The following is a 22587-nucleotide window of genomic DNA, read 5'->3' as shown; positions in this document are numbered from 1 at the left end:
CCGGAGAGCGCACCGGCGCGGCCGACACAGCCCCGGCTACCGGTCCTGCGTGCCGAGTGCCTGCACCTCGTCGTACGTCGGCGCGGTGCCCCGCGGCGGGCGGCCGGACCGGATGTCCGCCATCGCGTCCAGCGCCGCGCCCAGGGCCCTCCGGTAGAGGTATGAGCCCAGGCTGATCCTGCGTACGCCGAGGTCGGCGAGGTGGGAAACGGGCGGGCCGGCGGGTGAGTAGAGGATGTTGAGCGGTACGTCGAGGGTCTTGAGCAGGGCGGCGACGCGGGCCGGGTCGGTCAGTCCGGGAACGAACACGCCGTCGGCGCCCGCCTGTTGGTAGGCGTCGAGACGGCGCACGGTCTCCCGCTCGTCCGCGCCGTCGCCGAGCCAGTGGGTGTCGGTGCGGGCGTTGACGAAGAGGTCGGGTACAGCCGCCTTGACCGCCGCGATCTTCGCCGCGTGCAGGTCGGCGGGACCGAGGCCGTCCTCCAGGTTGATGCCCACCGCCCCGGCGGCCGCCAGCTCGTTCGCCAACTCGGCGACTTCGGACGGGTCTTGGCTGTATCCGTCCTCGGCATCCACGGACAGCAGGTAAGGGGCGCCCCCGAGCTGTCGCGCGAGCCGCACGGTCGGATCCCGGGTCGCCGCGGCCCCGTCCGGCAGTCCGGCCGCCGCGGCGACACCCAGACTCGTCGTGCCGATCGCCGCGAAGCCCTGAGCGGCCAGCAGCGCGGCAGAGGCGTGGTCCCAGGCGTTGGGCAGGAGAAGGGGCGCGTCGGCGTGGTGGAGTGCGGCGAAGGGAGTCATGTCGGCCTTCCGGTGCGGGAGCGGCGGGCGGTCACGTCAGCCTGCCGACAGCATCGGCGTAGTACGTCGATGCCTTGAGGTGTTCGGCCGGTTTCCGGTGTTCGGCCGGTTTCCGGGGTGAGGAGTTGTCCATACAGCGAACGCTAGACGCGCGATCCTTCGGCGCCCGCCGAACCGTCTCGGTCCACCGCGCCCCGAGAGGCGCGGCAACCTTTCGCCCCGCGGCGGCGACCACCCGGCATGACCAACGCAAGACCCACCACATCGCACCGCCGCCGCCACGTGGCCCGTAAGCCCCTGGCGGCCGGACTCGGGGCCGTCGGTGTCCTGGCCGGTGCCTGGTACGCGACCGCCACGCCGACGACGATCACGGCAGCCGCCGCCCCGCGGCTCGCCGCCGTCACGAACACCACGGTGAACCTGGCCGCCAAGTTCCCGTACCTGTCCGCGGGGTACAACAACACCCGCGAGTGGACGCACACCACGACCGCCGTCGCCCCGAACGGCACCCTCCGCGTGGCCTGGCCCGCGTCCGACGGCGTCCACGTCACCCCGCTGACGGCGGCCGGGAAGCGCTCCGGCGCCGACACGGTCGTCAAGGGCGCCAAGGAGGTCGGCGGTCTGGTCGCGCACAACGACGGCTTCGCGCTGCTGACCCGCGTCTCCGACACCAACAAATGGAAGGAGACGGCGGCGGCCCTCATCCGCTACAAGAACGGCACGCAGGCCTTCCGTACGAAGCTCACGGGGACCGCCTCGCACGACACGGCCCCGCTGCTGGACGGCCGGCTCACCTGGAACGGCACCAAGTACGGCACGTACTTCGTCGTGCACGGCGCGGGCGGCTTCGCGGACGGCCACTTCGGCGACAAGCTGAGCTACGTGAGCGCCAAGGGCGCGAAGCTGACGGGCGGCTGGAGCTGGGGGTGCAGCCACAACGAGGGCATCGCGCTGCACGCCGAGACGACGGGCGCCTTCACCTCCCTGTGCTTCGACGACTGGCGCTCGGGCCTGTTCGTCTCGACGGGCATCGGCGCCCCCGACAACGCGCCCGCCGTGCAGCGCGAGCAGTGCTGGGCGGGCTACTGCGGCGGGACGTTCGCGGGCCGCGCCGGCGACCTGGTGAAGTCCTCGGCGGGCCGGTACGCCACCGCCTTCGCCTCCCGGGGCGCCGCCTCCGCCGACAGGAACCCGGACGACGCGAGCGGGCGCGGCTGGACGGTGAAGCCGAAGACGTCGACCCACCAGGTGGCCGTCGCCTTCCTCAAGAACCGCGACACCCCGGCGGGCAAGCCGGTGTACCTCACCAGCGCCGCCGGCACCGAGAACGTCAACGTCCACATAGCCCCGTACGGCAAGGACCGCCTCCTCGTCTCCTGGGAGTCCCTGAAGAACGCCAAGTGCTCGGCCGGCACCTGCACGGGCACCTTCACCGGCACCCACCTGCGCCTGATCGACTGGAACGGCGCCCTCAAGACGCCGGACAAGGTCGTCCAGGCGCGTATCTCCGGTGACATCGCGACCCTCAAGGACGGCTCCCTGACCTGGGCGTACGCCCCCGTCACCCCGTCCTACGCGAGCGCCCTCACCGGGGCCTCACCGACCACGACGACGCTGAAGGTCGCCCGTCTGAAGCCCTGAACCGGAAGCACGCCGAGGGGCCCGAGGGCCAGCTCACGCGGAGGTCGTACACCCCCGGCTCCTCCCCCTCCACCGTCACGGACACCGACTCCGTGAGGGGCAGGGGATCCGGCTCGCCGGTGAGCCGGGCGACGGCGACGAAGAGCGTGGTGCCGGTTCCCGTGACACCGGCCGAGTCCGACAGGCCGTGCACGGGGAGGAGTTCGGCGTGCACGCCGTCGTCTTCCGGCCATCCCGTGACGCGCACCGGTGTCCCCGGGTCCGCTCCCGCCACCAGGTGGGCCCGCACCTCCACCGCTCCCCGCGCGACGACCAGGTTCACGACCCGCGCTCCCCCACCCGCCGTGTGCCGGGACGCCACCCAGCCGTCCCCCGCGCCCAGCGGTTCGATGTCCGTCCGGCTCGCATCGTCACCGACGATCACGCTGTTGTCGTACGACGCCGAGGGCGCGGTCGCGGTCGAGTACGCGAGCCGCGTGTAGTAGGGGTCGTAGCGGACGTCCTCGCTGCCGTGGTTGTGGAGGCGGACCAGGCCGTCCGAAGTCGTGGTCTGGAGCAGCCAGTTGGGGGGTCCGACGGGGGTGACGGCGTCGGCGCGGTCCGTCGGGCCCGGCTCCTCCCGCGCGGTCCACACCGCGTGGTCCGGTGGGAGGAGCAGGCCGACGAAGGCCTTGCTCGCCCAGTACGGGGAGGCCGGGCCCGAATAGCCCTGGAGGACCGTCTCGTCGGGGCCGTGCCAGCCGAGGGTGAGCAGGCCCCGGTCGTCGACCGCGCCCCGGTCGAGGAAGTGGCGCAGGGCGCCGGACGCCAGGCGTCGGGTCTCGCCCGGCGACAGCGGCGTACGGCCGGTGAGGGCGCCGAGCCACAGCGGGGCGGCCGTCGCGAAGCGGTAGGTGAGGGAGCGGCCCTGCCGCACCGGGGCGCCGTCGCCGCCGAACAGCCGGGCGTAGTCGGCGAGATGGCGGGAGAGCCGGCCGCCGTACAGGTCGAGGAGCCGGGCGTCGTCGGCGAGCCACGCGTGCAGCACCGGGTACAGGTGCATCGCCCAGCCGTTGTAGTAGTCGAAGGCGCGGCCGGGGCCATCGGTGTACCAGCCGTCGCCGACGTACCACTCCTCGATCCGCTCCAGGCCCCGGTCGATCGCGGCCCGCGACGCCTCGGGCTCGTGGCCGACCTCCGCCAGGAAGCCGCCGACCGTCACCGGGAACAACTCCCAGTTGCAGGACCAGGGTTCGGCGGTCAGCGCGTCGCCGAGCCAGGCCGCGGCCCGCTGCCGCACACCGTCGTCCAGGCGGTCCCACAGCAGTGGCCGGGTGAGCCGCAGCGCGAGGGCGATCGACGCGGCCTCGACAAGGGGCTGGCTGCGGTCCGCCACGCGCGGCCAGACGCCGGCCGTACCGGCGGCGAGTCCGTCGGCGTACCGCTCCAGGGTCTTCTCGTCGCGGCGGAAGGCGGCGAGGAGCAGGGTGCGGGCGTAGCCCTCCAGGCCGTCGGAGAGCCGGCCCGACCAGCTCGTGTGCGCACCGGGTAGGTGGTAGAGGGCGCCGTTGTCGGTCGCGTACGGGGCGACCGCGGCGAGCAGGGAGTCGGCCGCCGCCTCCCAGTGGGCGCGGGTGTAGCCGGTGTACGGGCTGAGGGTGCGGTCCTCGTCGGGCATCAGGGGCGCTTTCTGGTTCGGTGGGTGGGGGGGGTGGTACCTGGGGCGCCCCGGTTCCGGACGGGACGCCCCAGGGGTTCATCCCACCCTCACCTGGCGCTCGGGCACCAGATGCCGGGCGAGGAGTTCGTCGCGGACGAGGCCCGCGTAGACCGTGGCGCCGTGCACGGAGGTGTGGGTGTTGTCCCGCTTCTCGTTGTAGAGGTAGATCGCCTTGGAGCCCTCGACGCCGAGCGACTCGATGAGGGCCTTGGTCTTGGCCGTCAGGTCGATGAGGGGCACGTGCTCGGCGGCGGCGACCGAGCGGATGACGGCCGGATGGTTCACACCGAGGCCGTTGACCAGCAGCGCGGTGTCGTTGTTCAGGGTGCCGTCCGTGTTGAACCAGCGGCGGACGACGGGGGTGACCAGGACCGGGTCGCCGCCCCGCGCGCGAACCCCGGCGACCAGGGTCTCCAGGTTCGCGCGGTACGTCGGCTCGTCCGTCGTCTTGTCGTTGTGGGCAAGCTGGATGAGGACCAGGTCGCGCTGCCGGATGAGCGACTGGACGGTCGGGAAGAGCGCGGGATTCTCGAGGTAGGTGACCGTACTCTCCCCGGAGTCCGCGTAGTTGGCGACCGAGACGCCCTCGCGGAGGTACTGGGGCAGTTGCTGGCCCCAGCCGGAGTAGGGGTCGCCGGGCTGGTCGCAGACAGTGGAGTCGCCGACCAGGAAGATCTGGCGGGTGTGGGGGCGGGCCGGGGTCACCTCGATGCCGGCCAGCGCGGGCGCGGAGCCCCCGAGCACCAGGTCCAGGCCAGGGGTGCCGTCGGGACCGGTCGGCTCGCCCTCGGGGGTGCGGACGTTCACCGTGAAGCCGCGGGTCACGGGCCGCCCTGCCGCCGTGGTGGTCTCGGGCAGCAGCGCCCGGCGCGTCTCACCGCTGACGCTCGTGCTCGCCGCGGCCTCCCCGCCGAGCCGTACGCGCACGTCGTACGTGCCCGGCGCGACGTCGAAGTGACAGGCGGTCGCGGTGCAGTTCTCCAGGCCGAGGGCGTGGGGCCCTCCGTGCGCCTGCGCGGGCGTGACCGACAGCGCGGTGGCAGCGGTCACCGCCGCCAGCGTGGCGATGGTGAAACGTCTCATTGCGGCTCCTCCAACAGGACGACAAGACCTGGCGGCTGGACCGTACCGCTCTCCGCAAGCGCTTTCTAGTGTGCGGCGCGTTTTCATATGACTAGCAACTCCCAAGCGGCGAAAGCCCTTTCGCGAAATCGATTCAACTGTCAGTCTTCCGGACACCCGCACACCCCCACCTCCGAAGGAGGCACCCCCATGTCCGGATCCACCGACAGACCCCTCGGACGCCGCACCTTCGTCCTCGGTACGACCGCGGCGGCCGCGAGCGCGACGGCCCTGACCCGGACGGCCGCCGCCGCGAGCTTCGGCTACACGGACGACGGCTCGAACTACGTCATCGACACCGGCGCCTACCTGGTCTTCAAGGTCAGCAAGACCAACGGCGACCTGACCTCGCTCGTCTACCGCGGCACCGAGTACCAGGGCTACGGCGGCAAGAACTCGCACGTCGAGTCCGGCCTCGGCACCTCCACCGTGACCATCGCGCAGTCCGGTTCGACGATCCTCGTCTCCGTCGCGTACGGCACGCTCAAGCACTACTACGCGGCCCGCAGCGGCGAGAACAACGTCTATCTGTGGACCAACAAGGCCGACACGTCGGTGAGCGCCACCCGTTACATCGTGCGCGTCAAGGCGGGCCTGTTCCTCAACGACGAGCCGGACTCGTACACGTACGCGCCCACCACCGTCGAGTCCGCGGACGTGTTCGCGAAGTCCGACGGCCAGACCCGCTCGAAGCACTACTCGAAGCTCCGGGTCATCGACTACGACTACATCGGCTGGACCACCGGAAGCGCCGGCCTGTGGATCGTGCGCAGCAACCACGAGAAGGCCTCCGGAGGCCCGTTCTACCGCTCCCTGCTGCGGCACCAGAGCGCGGACGGCGGCGGACTGTACGAGATCCTGTACTACGGCGAGAACCAGACCGAGTCGGAGCGCTTCGGCCTCCAGGGTCCGTACGTCATCGCCTTCACGGACGGCGGCGCGCCCTCCTCCTCGCTGTACGCGGGGAACCTCACCACCTCCTGGGCGGACTCGCTCGGCATCTCCGGGTACGTGGCCGCGGGCGGCCGGGGCCGGGTCGCGGGCGTGGGCGTCTCGGGGCGCGACACGGCGTACGCGTACACGGTCGGGCTCGCCAACTCGGCCGCGCAGTACTGGGGTTCGGCGCGGGCCTCGGACGGCTACTTCTCGGTCGCGGGCGTGCTGCCGGGGTCGTACACCCTCACGGTCTTCAAAGGCGAACTCGCCGTGTACACCACGTCGGTGACGGTCACGGCGGGCGGCACCACGACGCTGAACAGCATCGCGATCCCCTCCTCCAACGACCCGTCCAACGCGAGCGCGATCTGGCGCATCGGCAACTGGGACGGCACGCCGGGCGGGTTCAAGAACGCGGACCTGATGACGTACGCGCATCCGTCGGACGTACGGGCCGCGTCCTGGACCGGCAACGTCGTCGTCGGCAGCGGCACCGAGACCTCGGCGTTCCCCTGCTATCTGTGGAAGGACGTCAACAGCGGCGTCATCGTGTACTTCAAGCTGACCGCCGCCCAGGCCGCCGCGGCGCACACCCTGCGCATCGGCGTGACCACGGCCTACGCGAACGGCCGCCCGCAGATCGTGGTCAACGACACCTGGACCTCGGCCGTCCCCTCGCCGCCCACCCAGCCGAGCACCCGGTCGCTGACCGTGGGCTCGTACCGGGGCAACAACCACACCTTCACCTACAGCGTCCCCGCGTCCGCCTGGCTGACGGACACCAGTGCGTACAACACGCTGAAGATCTACGTGGCGAGCGGCTCGGGGTCGACGTCCTTCCTCAGTGCGGGCACCTCCGTCGACGCCGTCGATCTACTGACCTGATGTCAGGTTCCGCGCGTCCACTGCTGGTTGGTCCCTCCGTTGCAGGTGTACGTGATGATCGCGGCGGAGTTGGCGGTGGACGCGCCGGACACGTCCAGGCACTCGCCGCTCGCCCGCGCCTTGACCAGCACGTAACTGCCGGACGTGGTCAGGCTCCACTGCTGGGCGGTGGCGCCGGTGCAGTTCTCCTGGGTGACACTGGCGGAGTTCTCCTGGAGGCACAGGGAGCTGCCCCGGCCCATGAGTTCGTAGTAGCCGGTGCCCAGGTCCTTGAACCACCACTTCTGGTTGGTGCCGCTGTTGCAGGTGTACTGACTGATCGCGACACCCTGCCACAGCGACTGGCTGGGGACGTCCGCGCACTTGGCGCTGGACCGGCCGACGAGCGTGTTGTAGGTGGCGCTCGTCCCGTTGATCGTGCCGGCGGCGGTGTCGACCGAGACCTCCGGGTACCAGGACATGGACATCGAGGTGGAGGTCGGGAAGGTCAACGGCAGCCAGACGTAACGGGAGTCGTTGACGGTCCCGCCGAAGGAGTTGCCCCAGCGGTCGCCCATGTACAGGTACGAGGTGCCCGAAGTCCCCTGGACCGGAAGGACGTACGCGGTCTGCGAGTTGTAGGTCGTCGAGTCGCCGACGTTGGCCATCGCGGTCCAGGGGCCGGCGATGCTGGTCGCGGTGGCGTACTGCTGCTGATTGGCGTTCCAGCCGGTGGCTGCCGAGGTCAGCATGAAGTAGACGCCGCCCCGCTTGAACAGCGCCGGTGCCTCGCGGTGGCCGCCCACCCACGGGTTGGCGACCAGGCTGTCGATGCCCGTGTAGTCGGCGGTTAGCCTGTAGATCTGGAGGTCGTAGTTCTCGCGGGCCGCCGACACCATGTAGCCGGTGCCGTCCGTGTCGACGAAGGTCGTGATGTCACGGGACATGTACTGGCCGAGCGGCTGGAAGCTGCCCTGGTAGGTGTAGCTCCCGTCGACCGTGTCCGAGACGGCGACGGCGGCACGCGCCTCGCTGTAGTCGACGCCGTTCTCCTTGTGCATCCACATGACGAACTTGCCGGTGGACGCGTTGTACATGACCTTGGGCCGCTCGATGTAGGCCGTGCCCAGCTCGGACGCGCTGGACTGGGTCAGGACGTGGTTACGGAACTCCCAGTTCTTCAGGTCGGTGGAACGGTAGGCGTCCACGTACCGGAAGGTGTTGTCGGCGTTGCGGTCCTCGCCGAACCAGTAGTAATAACTGCCGACCTTGATGACCCCACCGCCGTGCGTGTGCACGCCGTTGCCCGAAGTGTCGGTGAACTGGGTGCCGTTGGTGATGGTCTGGGCGGCCGCCCGGGCCGGTCCTGCGGTCACCATTGCCCCGGCCAGGGCACAGCACAGGGCGACAAGGATTGCGTACACACGTCTCATCTGACGCCTCTCGGAGGTGGGGGCAGAGCAGGAAACAGGCGGGAGGATTCGAGATCTCGTACGTCATCTGTCATTACGAACGTCGAAAAGGTAAGGGTGTGTTACGGGAAGGTCAACGGGTCGCGCGGGACGAAGATGGACGCGGGATTTCTGTTGTCGCCGCCGTCCGCGTGCGTCTCCGTTGACGTGCGCGGCCATACCCACAAGGTGAGTCACGGGTGGACGACGGTCACCCCGCGTTCCGCGAGCTCCGTCATGACGGGGTCGGGATCTCCGTGGTACGCGCTGTACCACATGCGGTAGGGCATGGTGACGTGCTTCAGGGACGGCAGGTCGAGCAGGGGGCGGCAGTCCGCCAGGTCGCGGCAGTGGCCCAGGTTGATCTTCGTGAGTGCGGGCAGTCCCGTCAGCGCGCCGAGGTCCCGCAGCTCGGACAGGCCCCGGACGTCGAGTTCGCGCAGGCTCGTGTGACCGGCCAGGCGGGACACGTCCTTCCAGTCCAGGCCGGATAGGCAGAGCATCTCGATTCCCCCGGCGGGTAGGTCGGCGCCGGTGGGAAGCCCAGGAGCGGGCCGAGTTCACGCGCCTCGTCGGCGCGGGCGAGCATCAGGAGCGCGAGCCAGTCGTACTTCACGGCCGAGGCGCACACGCCGGCCGCCGTCAGCTCGTCGTCCGCCCGGCGGGCGCCGCTCTCGCGTTCCGCATCGTGGTCGTTGCTCTCATCAGACGGACATAACAGGGCGCGGCCGTCCCCATCGACTAGCGTCGTGACATGACCAGCGACACCTCCCGCAGCACTTCCTCCCCCTCCCTCGCCGACGCCCTCGCCGCCGGAACGGTCGTCCTGGACGGCGGTATGTCCAACCAGCTCGGGTCCGCCGGACACGACCTGAGCGACGAGTTGTGGTCGGCTCGTCTGCTCGTCGAGCAGCCCGAGGCGATCACCGAGGCACACCTCGCGTACTTCGAGGCGGGCGCGGACGTGGCGATCACCTCCAGCTACCAGGCGACTTTCGAGGGCTTCGCGAAGCGCGGCATCCCGCACGGGCGGGCGGCCGAACTCATCGGCCTCAGCGTGGAGCTGGCGCGCGAGGCGGCCCGTCGCGCGCACGTGAAGGGTGCGACACGGCCGCTGTGGGTGGCCGCTTCGGTCGGCCCGTACGGGGCGATGCTCGCGGACGGTTCCGAGTACCGGGGACGGTACGGGCTGAGCGTCGCCGAGCTGGAGCGGTTCCACCGCCCGCGCCTGGAGGTGCTGGCCGCCGCCGCGCCCGACGTACTGGCCCTGGAGACCGTGCCCGACGTCGACGAGGCCGAGGCGCTGCTACGGGCGGTGCGCGGTCTTGGCGTACCGGCGTGGCTGTCGTACACCGTCGCCGGGGACCGTACGCGGGCCGGGCAGCCCCTGGAGGAGGCCTTCGCCCTGGCCGCCGACGCGGACGAGATCATCGCGGTCGGCGTGAACTGCTGCGCCCCCGAGGATGTGGACGCCGCGGTGGAGACGGCCGCGCGGGTGACCGGGAAGCCGGTGGTCGTGTACCCGAACAGCGGCGAGGTCTGGGACGCCGAGGCGCGGGCATGGAACGGGCTCTCGACCTTCACGGCCGAGCAGGTGACCGGCTGGCGGCGGGGCGGGGCGCGGCTGATCGGGGGGTGCTGCCGGGTGGGACCGGGAGCGATCGCGGGGATCACCCGGGCGCTGACGCCCATGCAGTGACTCCGGTGAAGCACACGCTCAACGAGGGTTTCACGGACGGGTGATGGAGTCCCCGTACTCGTCAGCCGATCATGGAGGCCCTCTTGAGCGAGCCCACCACCGAGCAACTGGACGCCTACGTACGGATCCCCTTCGACATCCTCGGGCTGCCCGAGATCGCCTTCCCCATCGGCTTCGACGCGGGCGGGGTGCCGGTGGGGGCGATCCTCGGCGGCCAGCCCTACGAGGAGGACCGGCTGCTGGAGGTGGCCGCCGCGTATCAGGCGGTCACCGACTGGCACACGCGGCGGCCCGCCGACCCGCACCCGTCCGCCGCGCGCCTCAAGGCCGCGATCGGCGGCCCCCGGCTCTCCGCGGAAGAGGTGGCCACGAGCTCGGCCTGACGGCCATGACCCGGCGGGGCCGGCGCGGGCTCGGCGAGGGGGTGGACTCCGGAGAGCTGAGCGGGGCACCGGGCCGCCCCGACTCGGCGTCCCACAGGGCCAGTTCACGGTCGCGTGGTCCGAATACGGTATGCGGTGCGCCCGCGCCGAAGATCCGGACCGGGTGCGAGGCGTCCCAGGCCTGCCAGCCCGGGGCGCCCTCGACCGCGAACCGCACCCACGCCGCGTGCATCGCGTCCGCCAGTTCCTGCGGGGCGCCCGGGCCCGCGAGCTGCGCCGCCTGGGGCACCTCCGCGGTGTCGAAGACGAAGCCGAGCTCCAGGGCGTGGCAGGCGCCGAGGCCGGGAACGTTGGAGGGCCAGGCGAACTCGTAGACGTACGAGGGTGTCAGCGGCGGACGGGCATCGGCGAGCCGGTGCAGCGGCACCCGCAGCAGATGGTCGGTGACCATCTGCCCGACGAGCTCCGCGGTGCCCGCCCGCGGATGGATCGCGCGATAGCCGCGGGGCACCTCGTGACCGCAGCGGCAGCGGGCCATGGCCCCGGCCAGGGCGATGGGTCCGAGCCGGTCGACACGCTCCAGCAGACCTCCCGGGGCCAGCCACAGCCGGTACTCCTCGCTGGTCCAGCCCAGCAGCAGTTCGACGTCGGGCGCGCCGCCCGCCCCGCCTGCGACAAGCGCCTCCATCGGGTCGCGCGGGACGAGGTCGCCGTCGACGACGATCCCGAAGGCGGGCCCGCCGAGGACCGGGCTGCTGAGCCTGGCCACGTCGGCCTGGGTGCGCAGCAGCAGGGCGCGGTCCACGGCGGCGAACGCCCGCGCCGTCGCCGGGACCTTCAGCCGGGTGGCCATCCTGCGCACCATGCGCCGCACCTTGTCGCGCTCGCTCGCCTCCGGCGGTCCGCTCTGCAGGACGGCCCGCCGGAACAGCCCCCGGGCGCGCGGACTGGCCAGCAGCGCCCCGATGCTGGTGGCCCCGGCCGACTCACCGAACACGGTCACCCGGTCCGGGTCGCCGCCGAACCGCGCGACCGACTCCCGCACCCACTCCAGCGCGGCCAGCTGGTCGCGCAGCCCGGCGTTGGGCGGCGCGTCCGGGAAGAGGCCGTAACCCTCCACCCCCAGCCGGTAGTTGATCGAGACGAGGACGACACCGTCGCGTGCGAAGGCGTGGCCGTCGTAGACGGGCACGGCCGACGAGCCGCGGGTCAGGGCGCCGCCGTGGATCCACACCATGACGGGCAGCCGGGCCCCGGGGCCGGGCTCCGGTGTCCATACGTTCAGGTTGAGGCAGTCGTCGCCGGGCACCACGGGGTCGGCGAGGAGCCGCGCGAACGCCTCGGAGTACGGCGGTTTGGGCGGCGTCGGACCGAACTCCCCCGCGTCGCGCACACCGTCCCAGGGCTCGGGCGGGACGGGTGGCCAAAAGCGGCGGGCGCCGAACGGCGGGGCCGCGTAGGGGATGCCGCGGAAGACGGCGACACCGTCCTCGTACCTGCCGCGCACCGCTCCGTACGGAGTGGTGACCACCGGGTCGTGCGTCTGTGAAACCGAGTCCACCGCGTCCACCGCCATCCGCCCACCAGCTCCTCACCCGGCGCGTCGTTTCCTTCCACAGCAGAGCATCACACCGCCGCAGCCCGTTCCCGGCGGTAGACGAGGCCGACGAGGCCGATCAGAACCTGGAGGACCTGGGGGATGTCGTACCGGGCACGAATTGGTTGCGGCCCGGGTTCCCCACGGTGGTCGGCGGCGGCACTGCGGCAGCATGACAGCCCATGAGCAGAGACCGCTATGTCGACTTCCTGCGCGCGTGGGCGATCGGCCTGGTGGTGCTCGGCCACTGGCTGATCACCGCTCTCGTCCGGGAGCCCGACGGAGAGATCCGCGCGCCGGAGCTGCTGGCGACCGTGCCCTGGACCCAGTGGCTGACGCTGGGGTTTCAGATCATGCCGTTGTTCTTCCTCGCCGGGGGCCATGCGGCGGGGGGCAGTTGGGCGCGGGCCCGGGCGGCGGGCGGTACGGCCGCCGGATGGGTCGGAGCGCGGGCGCTGCGGCTGTTGCTTCCGGCCGCCGTGTACAGCGGTCTTGTGCTGTCCGCCGTAGGGATCTGCTCAGCGGTCGGCGTGGACCCGAACACCCTTGAACTGGTGGGCTGGGCGATGGCGATGCAGTTCTGGTTCCTTCCGGTGTATCTGCTCCTCAGCGCCCTGACCCCGCCGCTGCACGCGGCGCACCGGCGCTGGGGCCTCCTCGTCCCGGTGGCGATGGGCGCGGTCGCCCTCGTGACCGACACCCTGGTGGTGACGGTGCACACGCCGTACATCGGACTGCTCGACTACGTGCTCGTCTGGGGCGTGGCCTACCAACTGGGCTTCTGCTGGCAAGACGGCCTGCTGACGGAGCGCCGGCCGCTCCCGGCCGCACTGGCGGCGGGCGGCGGGCTGGCCTTCGCCGCGCTGATCACCCTCGGGCCGTTCCCGGTCAGTCTGATCCTGGTGACCGGGCAGACCCCCAGCAACACCGATCCGCCGTCGGCGGCGATGCTGGCGTGGGCGGTGGCCCAGGTCGGCCTGTGCCTGCTGGCCGCGCCCGTGGTACGACGGCTGCTGGACCGCGAGCGGGTGTGGCGGGCGGTGCGCCCCGTGGGCGGCGCCACCATGACGCTGTATCTGTGGCACATGCTGCCGGTGCTGATCGTCGCCGCCGCGTTCTATCTGACCGGCCTCGCGCCCGAACCCGCCGTCGGGTCCGCGGCCTGGTGGGGACTCCGGTTGCCGTGGCTCCTCGTGCTCGGCGTCGTCCTGACCGGTGTCGTGCGGGCGCTGCGTCCCCTGGAGCGCGGGCTGGCCCTCCTCCACGAGCGGACTCGCCCGGATCCCGGCTCCTCCCGCTCCTGGCTGCCCTGGCTCGGCCTGGCGGCGAGCGTCACCGCCCTGACCCGTTTCGCCACCCGGGGCTTCGCTCCCGACGGCCGGTTCCCCGTCCTGCCCGCGCTGGGCCTGCTGCTGGGCACGGCACTGCTGACGGCGCGTCGGGGGACGACGACCGAGAGGAACCCCGGGAAGCCCAAGGAGGCTTTGCGAGAGTCCGCCTGACGTCACGTCACTTCTCCGGGATCCTCCACCTCATCGAGGTCGCCCTCAACGCCGTGGGGGCGGACGCCACACGTTCGGTATTTCGAAAGTTTCGGCCCGCGAGGAGTCCCGTGGACTTCCCCCAACCCTTTCCCCTTCACGCCGTGTTGAGGCGGGCTTAGTGTAGAAAGCGGTTGCTACGCGGTCGCGGTGCCGGTCGCGCGAGCAGTGCTGTTCGAAACTTTCGACGGGCCCTCGGGCGGGCCGGGGAGGCGGGCTCTCATGGTGCGTACGGGAAGCGTGACCGGGCCGACGCTGGCGGTCGTCGCCCGCGAGGCGGGGGTCTCGGTGCCGACGGCGTCGAAGGTGGTCAACGGCCGGGAGGACGTGGCACCGGAGACCCGCCGCCGGGTCACCGAGGCGCTCGACCGGCTCGGCTACGTCCGCAGACCCCGCTTCGAGGCGACCAAGCCGCCGGGGCTGGTCGACCTCGTGGTGCACTCGCTGGAGAGCTCCTGGTCGGGCGCGGTGCTGCACGGGGTGGAGGGCGCGGCGCACGACGCGGGTCTGGAGGTGGTGGTCTCGGCCGGCCTGACCCGGACCAGGGGCGGCCGTCCGGAGCGCGACTGGCTGGACAAGCTCACCACGCGGGGCTCGGCGGGCGTGCTGTTCAACCTGGCCGAGCTCACCCCGTCCCAGTACGCCTGGCTGGAGCAGCACCGCATCCCGTTCGTGATGATCGACCCGGTGCTCGAACCGCCACCCGGCGTGGTGTCGGTGGGCGCGGCCAACTGGCAGGGCGGGGTGCTGGCGACGGAACACCTCCTCTCCCTCGGCCACGAACGCATCGCCGTCATCGGCGGCTTCCGCCGCAAGATGTGCGGCAGTGCCCGGGTCGCCGGCTACCGCTCTGCCCTCGCCTCGGCCGGGATCAGGCACCGCCCCGAGTACGTCCGTTACGGCGGCTTCAGCGAGACCGGCGCCCACCGCCGCATGCGGGAACTCCTCGACCTCCCCGAGCCGCCCACCGCCGTCTTCGTCTGCTCCGACAGGATGGCCCTCGGCGCCTATCAGGCCCTGTCCGAAGGGGGGTTGAGCGTCCCTGACGACATCAGCGTGATCGGCTTCGACGACCTGCCCGAGTCCCGCTGGGCCACCCCGGCCCTCACCACCGTGCGCCAGCCACTCTCCGAGATGGCCGCGACGGCACTGCGCCTGCTCGTGCGGATGATGGCGGGCGAGCAACCCGAGGGCACGCGCATGGAGTTGTCGACGCGTCTGGTGGAACGGGCGAGTACGGGACCGGTACAGAGCGGCCGGATCGCTCAGAGGGCTGCCGCCCAGGTGATCCCGCCGAGCAGATGCGCACGGAAGTCCGGGTTCTCGTAAGCCTCCGCGGCATGACCGAGCGCGGTGTAGAAGACCCGGCCCGCGCCCTGTTCCCGGCACCACGCGAGGGGATGGTCCCGGCCCATGCCGCCGCCCTCGTACGAGGATTCGTCGGCGGAGACGAGGACGCGGACCGCACCGCGCGGGCTGGTGCGGAAGTCGTACCACTCGTCGGTGAACTCCCAGACGGGTGGCAGGTGTTGGGTCGCCGGATGCTCGCGGCCCTCGACGACGGCCTGGCCCGGCTGGTACTCCGGATGCCGGTCGAAGCGCGCGCCGAGGAGTTCGCCGTAGTACGGCCAGTCGTACTCGGTGCAGGCGGCGGCGTGCACTCCGACGAACCCGCCGCCGCCCTCGACGTACGCCGCGAGCCGGGTCCTCCCCTCCGGGGTCAGGACGTCCCCGCTGGTGGAGAGGAAGACGACCGCCGCGTACGGGGCGAGGGATGTCTCGAACGCGGCCGGGTCCTCGGTGGCGTCGACGCCGAAGCCGTGGGCCGCGCCCAGGGTGCGTACGGCGGCGACGGCGGCCGGGATCGAGTCGTGGCGGTAGTCGGTGGTGCGGGTGTGGACGAGAACGCGGGTGGTCATGGGCGCGAGCCTATGCCTGGGGATCGTCTTCGGCCGGGGGGTGGGGAGCTGGTCCTCAAACGCCGGACGGGCTCGAGGCTTTCAGGGGGCGGGGAACTGCGCGATCAGCCCCCACCCGCCCGCAGACCGAAGACCCGCCGGGGGGTGGGCGGAGCCCCAGGGAGGCGGCGGGGCGAGGCGCCCCATGCTCAACCCGCTGTCTCCACCCCGTTGTCGGGTGCCCCGTCCCCCGTCGACAGCAAGCCGCCCCGCTCCACGGGCGCCGTGGCCGTCCGAGCCGGTGGCAGGACGGCGGCGAGTTCGGCGTCGCTCGGGCGGTGGGCGGAATGGAGGGCGGAGCGCAGGACGGCCCGCGTCACCTTCGTCGAGTCACCGCTCACTTTCAGCACATGGCCCTTCTCGACGAGCGCGTACTCGTGCCGGCCCCCGCCGGCGCGGTACCGCGCGCCGCCGTCCCGCTCACACACCGTCCACCGTGCGTCGAGTTCGGATCATGGCCCCATCCTGCCGCCCAGGTGTTCCACGGGTACGCGTCAGCACCTGACATGCTGTCGCCTTCCCTCCGCACCCGTAACCCGTACTTGATCTGTCCCGGACACAGGAGACGCGCTCCTTCGTGAGTTCGGTTCCGGTCGTCGCGTCCCGGAGGGACTCTGTCCGATTCGTTCAAGACCCGCTTCCCGACCCCTGCCTACGGTGTCCCCATGACTCCACGATTCGCCGTGATCGGCCTGGTCGCCTCCGACATGGCCGCCACGCTCGCCTTCTACCGCCGCCTCGGGCTCGTCTTCCCCGAGGGTGCCGAGGACCAGCCGCACGTCGAGGCCGAACTGCCCGGCGGGTCCCGGCTGGCGATCGACGTCGAGGAGACGATCCGTTCGTTCCACCCGGCGTGGCGGCCACCGACCGACGGGGGCGGCCGGGTGTCGCTCGCCTTCGGCTGCGAGGGCCCGGCGGAGGTCGACTCCGTCTACGAGGACCTGGTCGGCGCCGGGTACCACGGCGAGCTCAAGCCGTGGGACGCCTTCTGGGGGATGCGGTACGCGGTGGTGCACGACCCGGACGGCAATGGCGTCGACCTGTTCGCGCCGCTACCCGCGCCCGAGTAGTTCACCCAGCGGCATGCCCGCCAACTCCCGTACGTCCCGGGCCAGATGGGCCTGATCGGCGAAGCCGGCGCGGGCCGCCGTCGCCGCGAAGGGGACCCCGGCGCGGGCGAGGGCGAGCGCCCGTTGCAGGCGCAGGACGCGGGCGAGGGTCTTGGGGCCGTAGCCGAAGGCGGTCAGTGAGCGGCGGTGCAACTGGCGTGCGCCCAGGCCGAGTCGGTCGGCCGTCGCCGCGATCGACCGGCCCGCGTCCAGGGCCGCCACGACCTCGCGCAGCAGCGGGTCGGGTGGATCGGTGGCAGCCGCCCGGTCCAGCGCCATCCGCTCCAGCGCGGTCACCGGGTCGGCGGCCGCGGCGACCCGCGCGGTGCGGCGCCGTACCTCCGAGGCGGGCCACAGGTCCGCCAAGTCGACGCGCTGGTCGCGCAGTTCGTGGGCGGGTACGCCGAGGAACGTCGGCCCCGTGCCGGGGTAGAAGCGGACGCCCGCCCAGTGGCCGCCCGCGCCCTCGGGAACGTACGCCCGGGTGTCGGGCCCGGCGACGAGCAGTCGCCCCTCGTGCCAGAGCAGGTCCATACAGCCGTCGGGAAGCACGGCCCCCACCGTGGAACCGGACGTTCCACGGGACCACACGACGGCGCCCGCCAACCGGGAAGCCCGCTCCACGTACACGTACGTCAGGCTACGCCGCCCGCGTCCGGTGCTCCTGCGGACTGAACCCGTACACCCGTTTGAAGGCGCTGGACAGGGCGAACGCGCTGCCGTAGCCGACGTGACGGGCGATCGTCTCAAGGGTGTCGTCCGTTTCGCGCAGCCGGTCGGCGGCCAGGGCGAGGCGCCAGCCGGTGAGGTACGTCATCGGGGGCTCGCCCACGAGTTCGCTGAAGCGGCGGGCCAGCGCGGCCCTGGACACCCCGGCCTTCGCGGCGAGCGTCGCCACCGTCCAGGGGTGTGCCGGGTCGTTCTGGACGAACCGCAGCGCCCGGCCGACGACGGGGTCCGCGAGCGCCCGGTACCAGGCGGGGGCGGCGGCCTCCGGGCGGGAGAACCAGGCGCGCAGCGCGGCGATCATGAGGAGGTCGAGAAGCCGGTCCAGGACCACCTCCTGGCCGGGCTCGTCGCGGACGATCTCCTCGGTGAGGATCGCGGTGAGCGGGCAGTCCCACACGTCCTGGGTGAGGGAGAGCAGCGGCGGCAGGGCGTCGAGCAGTCTGCCGTTGATCTCGCCCCGCATCATGTACGTCCCGATCAGCAGCACCGTGGAGCCGCCGAGCCGGTCGCCCCAGGTGCGGACGTCCAGGTCCCACCGGCCCTTCAGGGACCGCCCGTCGGGGTAGGTGCACGCGCCGCCCGGCAGGATCACCGCCTGGGGCGGGGTCCCCGGGTCGTCCGCGCAGGTGTACGGGTCCGGGCCGCGGGCGATCGCGAGGTCACCGGCCCGCAGGAACACGCGCTCCCCCGCGTCCGGCACGACCCAGGCCTCGCCGCGCACCACGAGCATGATCGTGAGAGGGGCGCGGTCCTCGACGCGTACGCACCAGGGCGGGTCGAAGCACGCACGGATCATGAAGGCGCCACGTGCCCGGGGGCCCTCCAGCAGGCCGGCGAGTGCGTCCATGGCGTCAGCGTAGACGTCTGGGGGGAAGGGGCGTAGACGTCCGCTTATGGGAATGAGTCCCTCGGCGATGGGAGACCTGCGCGGGCGGCGGTTCACTGGCGGTATGACGCGCAACAGGGCACGCGAAGAGCACGTACGGGGCATGACGGTGCTGGTCACGGGCGCCACGGGGCGTACCGGGCGGCGGGTGGCCGAGGCCGCGCGGGCGGCGGGGCTGAGGGTGCGGGCCGCGTCCCGCGCGGCGGGGTTCGACTGGACGGACCGGTCGACGTGGGCGGACGCCCTGCGGGGTGCCGACGCGGCGTATCTCGTCCACCCCACGGACGTCGGCTCGCCCGACGCGGCCGAGGTGGTCGGGGGTCTGGCACGGGAGGCGGTCCGGCTGGGGGTGCGGCGACTGGTGCTGCTGTCCTCGCGGGGTGAGGAGCGGGCGCGGCCGGCCGAGGAGGCGCTGAGGGCGTCGGGCGCGGACTGGACGGTCGTACGGGCCGCGTGGTTCGCGCAGAACTTCAGCGAGGGGCCGTTGGCGGAGGGGCTGCTCCGCGGGGAGCTGGTGTTTCCCGCCGGTGAGGTGCGGGAGCCGTTCATCGACGTGCGGGACATCGCCGACGTCGTGGTGGCCGTGCTCACGGGGGGCGAGCGGTATGTCGGGCAGGAGCTCGCCGTCTCCGGGCCCCGGCTGCTGAGCTTTCGGGACGCGGTGGGCGAGATCGCGGCGGCGACGGGGGGTGAGCTGACGTATCTCCCGGTGACGGCGCGCCAGTACGGCGATCAGCTGGCCGGGTTCGGGGTGCCGGCGGAGGAGGTCGAGTTCCTCGTCGAGCTCTTCGAGAGCCTGCTCGACGGGCGCAACTCCTACCTGTCGGGGGGTGTGCGGGAGGTTCTGGGGCGGGAGCCGCGCGATTTCACCGCGTTCGCTCGGGAGGCGGCGGTGGGGGGTGCGTGGAAGGGGTAGGTCCGTCCCCTCCCCAACCTGGGGGCTCCGCCCCCAGACCTCCGGGGTGCGTTCTTCGGGTGCGGGTGGTGGGGGTTGAGCGCGCAGTTCCCCGCGCCCCTGAGGGGCGCGTCCTACTCCCCCGCGCAGTCGTCGTCGTTGCTCTTGCGGGGGTGGTGGGAGCTCTTGACGTGGGTGCGGAGGCGGGAGGTCACGTCCTCCGGGGGGAGGAAGCGGGACCAGCGTTCCGGGAACTCGGAGGGCATGTCCGGGTCGTCGAGGTCGGGGTCGGCGGCGCGGTGGGCGGCGGCGCGGGCGACGTACTCGGCGGCCTGCTCCTGGCGCAGGCGCTCGTTCGCGGCGCGGGCCGCGGCCGTGGCGGCGGCCGGCCAGACCCGGTCGATGGCCGCGTTGACCGCGGCGCCGACGAGGACGGCGAACGCGGACACACCGATCCACAGGAGGACGGCCACGGGGGCGGCGAGTGAGCCGTAGATCGTCGGGCCCTCGACCGTGCTGGTCAGGTAGATGCGGAGCAGGAAGCTGCCGAAGACCCACATGGCGAGGGCGACCAGGGCGCCGGGCACGTCCTCCACCCAGGGTGAGCGGACGGGCACTGACACGTGGTACAGCGTGGTCAGGAAGACGACCGAGAGCACGATGACGACAGGCCAGTACAGGACCTGCACGAGCGTCGCCGACCACGGCACGATCTGCACCACCGCGTCCGGGCCCGCGACCATCAGCGGCAGCGCGATCGAGCCGATCAGCAGCGCCACGATGAACAGCAGGAACGACATCACGCGGGTCGCCACGATCCCCCGGGTGCCGTCGAGGCCGTACATCACGGTGATGGTGTCGACGAAGACGTTCACCGCGCGCGAGCCCGACCACAGGGCGAAGAGGAAGCCGAGGGAGATGATGTCGGGCCGGCCGCCCTTCATCACGTCGTGAAGGATCGGTTCGGCGATCTGGTGGACGCCCTTGTCCGTGAGGACCGTGCGGGAGGCCTCCATGATGTTGGACTCCAGGCTCGCGATCGAGTGCGCGCCGGTCCAGGCGTCCACGTAGCCGAGCAGCCCGATGAGGCTCAGCAGCAGGGGCGGCACGGACAGGAGTGTGAAGAAGGCGGCCTCGGCCGCCAGCCCCAGGATCCGGTACTCCATGCAGGAGTTGACGGTGTCCTTGAGCAGCAGCCAGGCGGTCCTGCGCTTCGACACATTCCTGTACAGCGCACGAGCGCGGTGAAAGCGACCCACGGGAGGCCGTTCAGGTGTTTCTTTTGCCTGGTGCACGTCCTTACCGTATCCGTATGGCAGCCAGCACCCACACCGTGACCAACCAGGCTCCGCCCCTGGTCGGATATGACGTCTTTGCCGCCGACCGCGCCCTCGTGGAGGCGGTCGACCGGCACCTTGATCCAGGGCTTCTCGACGAGGCACGCGAGGAGCTGTCGCTGCTCGGGCGCACGACGGGCTCCGCGCAGGTGCAGGAGTGGGGGGTGCTGGCCAACGAGAACCCACCGAAGCTGCGCACCCACGACCGCTACGGCAACCGCGTCGACGAGGTCGATTTCCATCCCTCCTGGCACCGACTGCTCGGCAAGGGGGTCTCGGCGGGGCTGACGGCGGCCTGGAGCCGTCCCGGCGGTCACCTCAGGCGCGCGGCCGGTTTCGTCGTGTGGTCGCAGGCCGAGGCGGGCCACGGCTGCCCGCTGTCGATGACCCACGCGGCGGTGCCCGCCCTGCGCACCGACCCGGCGCTCGCCGCCCTCTGGGAGCCGCTGCTCACGTCCACCGTCTACGACCAGGGGCTGCGGCCCGCCTCCCAGAAGGCCGGCGTGCTCTTCGGGATGGGCATGACGGAGAAGCAGGGCGGCAGTGACGTACGGGCGAACAGGACCGAGGCGCGGCCGCTCGCCGAGGACGGGACCTATGAGCTGACGGGGCACAAGTGGTTCTGTTCGGCGCCGATGTCGGACGGGTTCCTGGTGCTCGCGCAGGCCCCGGGCGGCCTCACCTGTTTTCTGGTGCCGCGGGTGATGGAGGACGGGACCCGCAACGTGTTCCGCATCCAGCGGCTCAAGGACAAGCTCGGCAACAAGTCGAACGCGTCGAGCGAGGTCGAGTTCGACGGGACCTGGGCGCGCCGGGTCGGGGACGAGGGGCGCGGGGTGCGCACCATCATCGAGATGGTCGCGGTGACCCGGCTGGACTGTGTGCTCGGCGCCGCCGCCGTCATGCGACAGGCCGTGGCGCAGGCCGTGCACCACTGCACCTACCGGGAGGCCTTCGGCGGCAAGCTGATCGACAAGCCGCTGATGCGCAACGTGCTGGCGGACCTGGCGCTGGAGTCGGAGGCCGCGACGACGCTGGCGATGCGTCTGGCGGCGGCGTACGACGACGGCGGCGAGGACGAGCGGGCGTTCCTGCGGCTCGCGGTGCCGGCCGCCAAGTACTGGGTGACCAAGCGCTGCACCCCGGTGGCGGTGGAGGCGCTGGAGTGCCTGGGCGGCAACGGATACGTCGAGGAGTCCGGCATGCCGAGGCTGCTGCGCGAGTCGCCGCTCAACTCCATCTGGGAGGGCGCGGGCAATGTGCAGGCCCTCGACCTGCTGCGCGCGATCCAGCGGGAGCCGCAGGCACTGAACGCGTTCCTGCAGGAGGTGGGCCGGGCCCGAGGCGCCGACCACCGGCTCGACGGCGCGATCAAGAACCTGCTGGGCGAACTCTCCGATCTGGACGGCATCGAGGGTCGCGGGCGCAGGCTCGCGGAACGTGTCGCGCTGGTGCTGCAGGGGTCGCTGCTCGTGCAGTACGCGCCCCCGGAGGTCGCCGACGCGTTCTGTGCCTCACGCCTTGGCGGCGACTGGGGCTCGGCCTTCGGCACCCTGCCGCACAGTCTCGATCTGGCCACGGTGGTGGAGCGGGCCCGACCGGTCTCCTGAGCCGGTCTCCGCACCGGTGGCGCGGGGGTGGTGCTGCGCCGACACGGCACCACCCCCGCTCTTTGGCCCCGTTGTGAGGAGCGCGAACGCCGCACGGGCGGCGTTGCTCAAGTTTCCGACCCCGTACGGCTGTTCGCCAGGGTTGCAGGGGGTTGCAACTTTTCCGGCCTCTGTGGCCGGACTGTGCCCCTCCGTCGGCTCTGAGCGGCACTATGAGAACAGCAGTCAGTACGGGCCCGGGTGACCGTGGCCGAAAAGGGCCGGGCAGTGGCGGGCCACAGGTGCCCCGAACCCGTCGGTCCGTCTGTCCGTCCGGGGAGGATGGGGAG

20 protein-coding genes are annotated in these 22587 nt (G+C 71.9%); 9 read left to right on the top strand and 11 right to left on the bottom strand.

The window, feature by feature from the left end; genetic code table 11:
* Nucleotides 1–36: 36 nt before the first annotated feature.
* Nucleotides 37–801: an isocitrate lyase/phosphoenolpyruvate mutase family protein gene (locus ACIQTP_RS13885; RefSeq protein ID WP_403399529.1), complete on the bottom strand. Its 765-nt coding sequence runs from the start codon at nucleotides 799–801 to the stop codon at nucleotides 37–39.
* 240 nt (nucleotides 802–1041) lie between these two features.
* Between ACIQTP_RS13885 and ACIQTP_RS13880 the strand changes: the two genes are divergently transcribed.
* On the top strand, nucleotides 1042–2442 hold the full coding sequence (locus ACIQTP_RS13880) for a hypothetical protein (RefSeq protein ID WP_403399526.1): 1401 nt from the start codon (nucleotides 1042–1044) through the stop codon (nucleotides 2440–2442).
* Here the strand turns inward: ACIQTP_RS13880 and ACIQTP_RS13875 are convergent.
* Both ACIQTP_RS13875 and ACIQTP_RS13870 read right to left on the bottom strand, forming a co-directional pair.
* Nucleotides 2387–4099 (bottom strand): DUF2264 domain-containing protein, encoded by a 1713-nt coding sequence (locus tag ACIQTP_RS13875; RefSeq protein WP_403399524.1) that lies wholly within the window; start codon nucleotides 4097–4099, stop codon nucleotides 2387–2389. The genes ACIQTP_RS13880 and ACIQTP_RS13875 overlap by 56 nt on opposite strands.
* A gap of 78 nt (nucleotides 4100–4177) precedes the next feature.
* A complete protein-coding gene (locus ACIQTP_RS13870; RefSeq protein ID WP_403399522.1) occupies nucleotides 4178–5224 on the bottom strand; it encodes a rhamnogalacturonan acetylesterase in 1047 nt (348 codons plus the stop codon).
* Nucleotides 5225–5413: 189 nt separating this feature from the next.
* On the opposite strand from ACIQTP_RS13870, the gene ACIQTP_RS13865 reads away from it, so the two are divergent.
* Nucleotides 5414–7084, top strand: coding sequence for a rhamnogalacturonan lyase B N-terminal domain-containing protein (locus tag ACIQTP_RS13865; RefSeq protein ID WP_403399520.1), 1671 nt, complete (start codon nucleotides 5414–5416; stop codon nucleotides 7082–7084).
* Nucleotides 7085–7086: 2 nt separating this feature from the next.
* On the opposite strand, the gene ACIQTP_RS13860 is transcribed toward ACIQTP_RS13865, so the two are convergent.
* Together ACIQTP_RS13860 and ACIQTP_RS13855 are read right to left on the bottom strand one after the other, a co-directional pair.
* On the bottom strand, nucleotides 7087–8496 hold the full coding sequence (locus ACIQTP_RS13860) for an RICIN domain-containing protein (protein ID WP_403399518.1): 1410 nt from the start codon (nucleotides 8494–8496) through the stop codon (nucleotides 7087–7089).
* Nucleotides 8497–8708: 212 nt separating this feature from the next.
* Entirely contained in the window at nucleotides 8709–9017 is a 309-nt protein-coding gene (locus tag ACIQTP_RS13855) for a hypothetical protein (RefSeq protein ID WP_403399516.1), read from the bottom strand.
* 251 nt (nucleotides 9018–9268) lie between these two features.
* Between ACIQTP_RS13855 and mmuM the strand changes: the two genes are divergently transcribed.
* Together mmuM and ACIQTP_RS13845 are read left to right on the top strand one after the other, a co-directional pair.
* Complete coding sequence (gene mmuM, locus ACIQTP_RS13850) at nucleotides 9269–10213, top strand: homocysteine S-methyltransferase (protein WP_403399514.1); 945 nt, start codon at nucleotides 9269–9271, stop codon at nucleotides 10211–10213.
* An 83-nt stretch (nucleotides 10214–10296) separates the two neighbouring features.
* Nucleotides 10297–10596: a hypothetical protein gene (locus tag ACIQTP_RS13845; protein ID WP_403399512.1), complete on the top strand. Its 300-nt coding sequence runs from the start codon at nucleotides 10297–10299 to the stop codon at nucleotides 10594–10596.
* On the opposite strand, the gene ACIQTP_RS13840 is transcribed toward ACIQTP_RS13845, so the two are convergent.
* Nucleotides 10535–12172, bottom strand: coding sequence for a carboxylesterase/lipase family protein (locus tag ACIQTP_RS13840; RefSeq protein WP_403399510.1), 1638 nt, complete (start codon nucleotides 12170–12172; stop codon nucleotides 10535–10537). The genes ACIQTP_RS13845 and ACIQTP_RS13840 overlap by 62 nt on opposite strands.
* 203 nt (nucleotides 12173–12375) lie before the next feature.
* On the opposite strand from ACIQTP_RS13840, the gene ACIQTP_RS13835 reads away from it, so the two are divergent.
* Entirely contained in the window at nucleotides 12376–13695 is a 1320-nt protein-coding gene (locus tag ACIQTP_RS13835; protein ID WP_403399508.1) for an acyltransferase, read from the top strand.
* Nucleotides 13696–13956: 261 nt separating this feature from the next.
* Entirely contained in the window at nucleotides 13957–15063 is a 1107-nt protein-coding gene (locus ACIQTP_RS13830; protein WP_403399506.1) for a LacI family DNA-binding transcriptional regulator, read from the top strand.
* Here ACIQTP_RS13830 and ACIQTP_RS13825 read toward each other — a convergent pair.
* Both ACIQTP_RS13825 and ACIQTP_RS13820 read right to left on the bottom strand, forming a co-directional pair.
* Nucleotides 15000–15653 carry a ThuA domain-containing protein gene (locus ACIQTP_RS13825; protein ID WP_403399504.1) on the bottom strand — a complete coding sequence of 218 codons (654 nt, stop codon included), beginning with the start codon at nucleotides 15651–15653 and terminating at the stop codon, nucleotides 15000–15002. The two genes, ACIQTP_RS13830 and ACIQTP_RS13825, sit on opposite strands and share 64 nt — an antisense overlap.
* Before the next feature lie 188 nt (nucleotides 15654–15841).
* Nucleotides 15842–16120, bottom strand: coding sequence for a hypothetical protein (locus tag ACIQTP_RS13820; protein WP_403399503.1), 279 nt, complete (start codon nucleotides 16118–16120; stop codon nucleotides 15842–15844).
* A gap of 237 nt (nucleotides 16121–16357) precedes the next feature.
* Here ACIQTP_RS13820 and ACIQTP_RS13815 point away from each other — a divergent pair, with 237 nt between their 5' ends.
* Nucleotides 16358–16762, top strand: coding sequence for a VOC family protein (locus tag ACIQTP_RS13815; protein ID WP_403399501.1), 405 nt, complete (start codon nucleotides 16358–16360; stop codon nucleotides 16760–16762).
* Here the strand turns inward: ACIQTP_RS13815 and ACIQTP_RS13810 are convergent.
* The gene (locus ACIQTP_RS13810; RefSeq protein ID WP_402038249.1) at nucleotides 16745–17431 is read right to left on the bottom strand and encodes a helix-turn-helix domain-containing protein; all 687 of its coding nucleotides are present in this window, start codon (nucleotides 17429–17431) and stop codon (nucleotides 16745–16747) included. The two genes, ACIQTP_RS13815 and ACIQTP_RS13810, sit on opposite strands and share 18 nt — an antisense overlap.
* Before the next feature lie 10 nt (nucleotides 17432–17441).
* Nucleotides 17442–18377: an AraC family transcriptional regulator gene (locus ACIQTP_RS13805; protein WP_403399499.1), complete on the bottom strand. Its 936-nt coding sequence runs from the start codon at nucleotides 18375–18377 to the stop codon at nucleotides 17442–17444.
* A gap of 103 nt (nucleotides 18378–18480) precedes the next feature.
* Here ACIQTP_RS13805 and ACIQTP_RS13800 point away from each other — a divergent pair, with 103 nt between their 5' ends.
* Nucleotides 18481–19332 (top strand): NAD(P)H-binding protein, encoded by an 852-nt coding sequence (locus ACIQTP_RS13800; protein WP_403399497.1) that lies wholly within the window; start codon nucleotides 18481–18483, stop codon nucleotides 19330–19332.
* Between the two features lie 113 nt (nucleotides 19333–19445).
* On the opposite strand, the gene ACIQTP_RS13795 is transcribed toward ACIQTP_RS13800, so the two are convergent.
* Entirely contained in the window at nucleotides 19446–20606 is a 1161-nt protein-coding gene (locus tag ACIQTP_RS13795; RefSeq protein ID WP_403399495.1) for a YihY/virulence factor BrkB family protein, read from the bottom strand.
* A 17-nt stretch (nucleotides 20607–20623) separates the two neighbouring features.
* Here ACIQTP_RS13795 and ACIQTP_RS13790 point away from each other — a divergent pair, with 17 nt between their 5' ends.
* On the top strand, nucleotides 20624–22258 hold the full coding sequence (locus tag ACIQTP_RS13790; protein ID WP_403399492.1) for an acyl-CoA dehydrogenase family protein: 1635 nt from the start codon (nucleotides 20624–20626) through the stop codon (nucleotides 22256–22258).
* Nucleotides 22259–22587 lie beyond the last annotated feature (329 nt).

The organism is Streptomyces sp. NPDC090798 (assembly GCF_044768965.1).
In the GTDB taxonomy this organism is placed as follows: Bacteria; Actinomycetota; Actinomycetes; order Streptomycetales; family Streptomycetaceae; genus Streptomyces.
The sequence above is the reverse complement of the archived record's forward strand: the minus strand, read 5'-3'. Positions and strand labels throughout refer to the sequence as shown.

What these genes read in the sequence shown, in the direction of transcription:
- ACIQTP_RS13885 (WP_403399529.1), bottom strand. Translation starts at nt 801, where the DNA reads ATGACTCCCTTCGCCGCACTCCACCACGCCGACGCGCCCCTTCTCCTG.
- ACIQTP_RS13880 (WP_403399526.1), top strand. Translation starts at nt 1,042, where the DNA reads ATGACCAACGCAAGACCCACCACATCGCACCGCCGCCGCCACGTGGCC.
- ACIQTP_RS13875 (WP_403399524.1), bottom strand. Translation starts at nt 4,099, where the DNA reads ATGCCCGACGAGGACCGCACCCTCAGCCCGTACACCGGCTACACCCGC.
- ACIQTP_RS13870 (WP_403399522.1), bottom strand. Translation starts at nt 5,224, where the DNA reads ATGAGACGTTTCACCATCGCCACGCTGGCGGCGGTGACCGCTGCCACC.
- ACIQTP_RS13865 (WP_403399520.1), top strand. Translation starts at nt 5,414, where the DNA reads ATGTCCGGATCCACCGACAGACCCCTCGGACGCCGCACCTTCGTCCTC.
- ACIQTP_RS13860 (WP_403399518.1), bottom strand. Translation starts at nt 8,496, where the DNA reads ATGAGACGTGTGTACGCAATCCTTGTCGCCCTGTGCTGTGCCCTGGCC.
- ACIQTP_RS13855 (WP_403399516.1), bottom strand. Translation starts at nt 9,017, where the DNA reads ATGCTCTGCCTATCCGGCCTGGACTGGAAGGACGTGTCCCGCCTGGCC.
- mmuM (WP_403399514.1), top strand. Translation starts at nt 9,269, where the DNA reads ATGACCAGCGACACCTCCCGCAGCACTTCCTCCCCCTCCCTCGCCGAC.
- ACIQTP_RS13840 (WP_403399510.1), bottom strand. Translation starts at nt 12,172, where the DNA reads ATGGCGGTGGACGCGGTGGACTCGGTTTCACAGACGCACGACCCGGTG.
- ACIQTP_RS13835 (WP_403399508.1), top strand. Translation starts at nt 12,376, where the DNA reads ATGAGCAGAGACCGCTATGTCGACTTCCTGCGCGCGTGGGCGATCGGC.
- ACIQTP_RS13830 (WP_403399506.1), top strand. Translation starts at nt 13,957, where the DNA reads ATGGTGCGTACGGGAAGCGTGACCGGGCCGACGCTGGCGGTCGTCGCC.
- ACIQTP_RS13825 (WP_403399504.1), bottom strand. Translation starts at nt 15,653, where the DNA reads ATGACCACCCGCGTTCTCGTCCACACCCGCACCACCGACTACCGCCAC.
- ACIQTP_RS13815 (WP_403399501.1), top strand. Translation starts at nt 16,358, where the DNA reads ATGACTCCACGATTCGCCGTGATCGGCCTGGTCGCCTCCGACATGGCC.
- ACIQTP_RS13805 (WP_403399499.1), bottom strand. Translation starts at nt 18,377, where the DNA reads ATGGACGCACTCGCCGGCCTGCTGGAGGGCCCCCGGGCACGTGGCGCC.
- ACIQTP_RS13800 (WP_403399497.1), top strand. Translation starts at nt 18,481, where the DNA reads ATGACGCGCAACAGGGCACGCGAAGAGCACGTACGGGGCATGACGGTG.
- ACIQTP_RS13790 (WP_403399492.1), top strand. Translation starts at nt 20,624, where the DNA reads ATGGCAGCCAGCACCCACACCGTGACCAACCAGGCTCCGCCCCTGGTC.